This window comes from uncultured Maritalea sp., assembly GCF_937139385.1.
Lineage (GTDB): Bacteria > Pseudomonadota > Alphaproteobacteria > Rhizobiales > Devosiaceae > Maritalea > Maritalea porphyrae_A.
The window spans coordinates 1-3530 of the sequence record NZ_CAKZPW010000243.1; the positions used below are offsets into that span (position 1 = coordinate 1).

Sequence of the window (3530 nt, forward strand, 5' to 3'; positions counted from 1 at the left end):
ATATTGGTAACTTCGACAACGAGATTGAAGTGGCAGAATTGCAAAACTTCAAATGGACCAATGTGAAACCGCAAGTGGATATCGTTCACTTAAGCGAAGACAGCCGGATCATTCTATTGTCTGAAGGCCGTTTGGTGAACTTGGGCAATGCAACAGGCCACCCAAGCTTTGTGATGAGCGCATCTTTTGCCAACCAAACATTGGCGCAGATCGAATTGTGGACCAAGGCCGAGCAATATGAGAACGCGGTTCATGTGTTGCCGAAACATCTAGACGAAAAAGTTGCAGAATTGCACTTGGAAAAATTGGGCGCAAAGCTGACAAAACTCAGCCAAGAACAAGCCGACTATATTGGCGTGCCAAAAGACGGCCCGTTCAAACCAGAACAATATCGCTACTAGGTTTTGCCTCAAATTTGCGACTGCGATTCATTCGCAGAACATTTCAAGATCAGGGTGGCCTCGAGCCACCCTTTTTTGTTCATGGCTGCATTTTGACTCTTGTTGGCGGATTCGCCGTAGGGGTATGGTTAGGTGATTCGGTTTGGCGGCGAATTCGTTAATTTATTGTTTAGAGGGGCAAAAATATGGTGCCGGGAACTTTCCCGATCAGTAGAGGAGTCGCAAGATTCACAAGCGCGCCCATCGCGCTCATGCTGACGAGCCCGGTATTTGCCCAGGCAGACCAACTCACAAATTCACAGCTGTTGGCCACAACGCCTTATGCAATTGCGGTCGGGGCTGTGTTGTTTGGCGCCGCCACCACTTTTTTGGCCATCATGCAACGCCAAGCGAGCCAGCGTGCAGCGCGTTCTGCCAATATACAAGTGATGGAGCTAAGCGCTGCGCTGGATGAGAAAGAAAACATTCTCAACGGCATGTCAGAAATAACCGTTATCTGGCGCGACCCAGCAGCAACCCCTTCGATTGTCGGGCCTGTGCGTCAGGTAATCGAAACTCATATCAGCGATCAAATGGTGCTTGACTTTGAAAGCTGGCTCACCGCGCAAAGCGCTATTGAGGTCAAATTTAAACTTGCCGACCTACTGGCGCAGGGAACGGAATTTGAATTTGGTGCCAATGGCAGTGCCGATCAGCGATTTCGTGTATGCGGCAAATTGGTGGCAGGAAGCCCGGTCTTGCGCATCGCCCGCCGGATTGCTGAAGAAGAAACCCCCTATGTTCTGCCAAGCGCCAGCAAGAGCCAACTGGACATTGAAACCTGTGCAAGGCTGTTTGATAAGCTGAACCACCCAGCTTGGGTCCGCGATGTGCGTGGCAAATTGGTCAAAGTCAATCAAGCCTATTTTGAACTCTTGGGTATCCCCCAAGAAAACCGGACGGGAACAATCCCGGAGCTTTTTGACAGTGCAGCCCTATTGCGCTTGCGAGAAGTCGGCCAGGTCGAGGGCTCACATTCTGTAACCGAGCAACATCAAAAATTTGGCACGCTTGATGTGACCAAATTCAAATTGATCAATGGTACTGCAGGGTACGCGGTGCAGGGGCTGGCCTCAAATGAAGAGAAAAACGATCCTCGCGCAAGTTTTCTCACCGCCGCAATCAACGAATTGCGTACCCCTGTTGCCGTATTTGATGGCAGCGCGCAACTGACCCATTACAACAAGAGTTTTGCGGACTTTTGGGAACTTGATACCAATTGGCTAGATACCCACCCAAATGAAAAAGCAATTTTGGATCGATTGCGGACGCAGGGCCATTTGCCGCTTGAGCCAGACTATAAAAAATGGCGCTCAACCCATCTTTCTAGCTATGGATTAAAGAAAACCCGCGAAGACATGTGGCATTTGCCTTCTGGTCAAGTGCTGAACGTAATTGCTTCGCCAGCGCCAAACGCGCGCGGTGTGATTTATGTTTATCACAATGTCACCGAAAAGCTGGCTCTTGAAAGCAGGTATAACGCGCTCATTCACGTGCAAGAAGAAACCTTGAACTCCTTGCGCGAAGCCGTGGCCGTGTTTGGAACAGACGGGCGCTTGAAGCTGCACAACACTCAATTGTCTGGCATTTGGAAAGTCCCACTTAATCTGTTGAACAAGCAAACCCACATTTCAGATATTGTTGAAATGTGCGACAGATCATTGCCTAAAGACGGGCGCGAGATTTGGGCAGACCTGAAATCGTTCATCATTGACATTAGCCCCGAACGGTCAAACAAAACCGGCCGCATATCACGGGCAGATGGCCGACTAATCGATTATGCGGTGGTGCGCTTGCCCGATGGTCAAACGCTTGTGACCTTTGTGGATGTTACAGAAAGCGCGGCTTATGAGCGTGTGCTCAAAGAGCGCAATGAAGCGCTTGAAACCGCCGATAAGCTCAAAGATGCCTTTGTGCAAAATGTTTCTTATGAGTTCCGCTCGCCGCTCACTAATATCATTGGATTTGCCGATCTGCTCACCGCAGGAGAAGCGGGTCAACTCAATGAAAAGCAAAAAAGCTATGCCGACTACATCCGGGCATCAAGTGCCACACTTGTTCTGTTGATCGACAATATTTTGGACGTAACCACCATCGACGCCGGAATTGCCGAATTAAATACTGAAGTGCTTGATGTGGCAGAGCTCGTGGAGAAAGCAGCTGCGGGCGTGGTGGCGACCTTGCAAGTGTCCCAAGATGACGTGCCGGTAAACTTGAGCATTAGTGTTTCCAAAAACTTGCCCACATTCGTTGCGGATGGCGCCCGCATTGTGCAAGTTCTTTATAATCTTCTTTCCAACGCTGTACGTTATTCAGAACCGGGTTCCAAAGTCTCTCTCGACGTAACAGAGCGCGCCGGGCGCATTTTGTTTGTTGTTGAAGATGAAGGCGAAGGTATACCCGAAGATATGATCTCTTCGATTTTCGACCGGTTTGAAGGACGCGCAGTGGCGGGGCGTCAACGCGGTGCGGGCTTGGGCCTATCAATCGTAAAAACCTTTGCGCATATGCATGGGGGTACGGTCAGCATTGAACAGCGTGAACCAAAGGGCACACGCGTAATTGTCAATCTGCCTGCTGAACAGGTCAGCCAAGGCGCGGCGGAGTAGTTTGGACCCAAACATGGCGGACCAAACCCGGCTCAAAATCATCAGTGAACAAGGCACCAAACAACTTGCCAATGCCTTCGCGCAACTTGTTGAAGCTGGCGACATTATTCTGCTTTCTGGCGACCTTGGTGCTGGAAAATCTTTCTTTGCCCGCAGCTTAATCCGTAAACTCGCACAAGATGAGGATTTGGAAGTGCCAAGTCCGACGTTTGCCCTCGTCCAGCCTTATCAATTCGCCAACATCAGCTGCCTACATGCAGACCTTTATCGCTTATCGGATGAAAGTGAAGCCGAAGAACTTGGGCTTTTTGACGGCGACAATCTCATGTTGATTGAATGGCCGGATCGCTTGCCCGAATTTAGTGAGAAAGCTCGCTTTTCATTGACCATCAAAAACATAGTAGGCGAAGCTCAAGGGCGTGATCTCACTGTAGCCGGCCACACAAAAGACCTAAATAAACTTGCCGCATTGCTCGAATCC

3 protein-coding genes are annotated in these 3530 nt (G+C 49.9%); all 3 read left to right on the forward strand.

The window, feature by feature from the left end; genetic code table 11:
* A partial coding sequence (locus tag Q0231_RS10165) for an adenosylhomocysteinase (protein ID WP_299347577.1) occupies window positions 1–401 on the forward strand: 401 nt, incomplete at its 5' end.
* 251 nt (window positions 402–652) lie between these two features.
* A complete protein-coding gene (locus Q0231_RS10170; protein WP_299347579.1) occupies window positions 653–3049 on the forward strand; it encodes an ATP-binding protein in 2397 nt (798 codons plus the stop codon).
* 13 nt (window positions 3050–3062) lie between these two features.
* Window positions 3063–3530 (forward strand): tRNA (adenosine(37)-N6)-threonylcarbamoyltransferase complex ATPase subunit type 1 TsaE (gene tsaE, locus Q0231_RS10175; protein ID WP_299347581.1); only part of this gene is annotated, 468 nt, incomplete at its 3' end.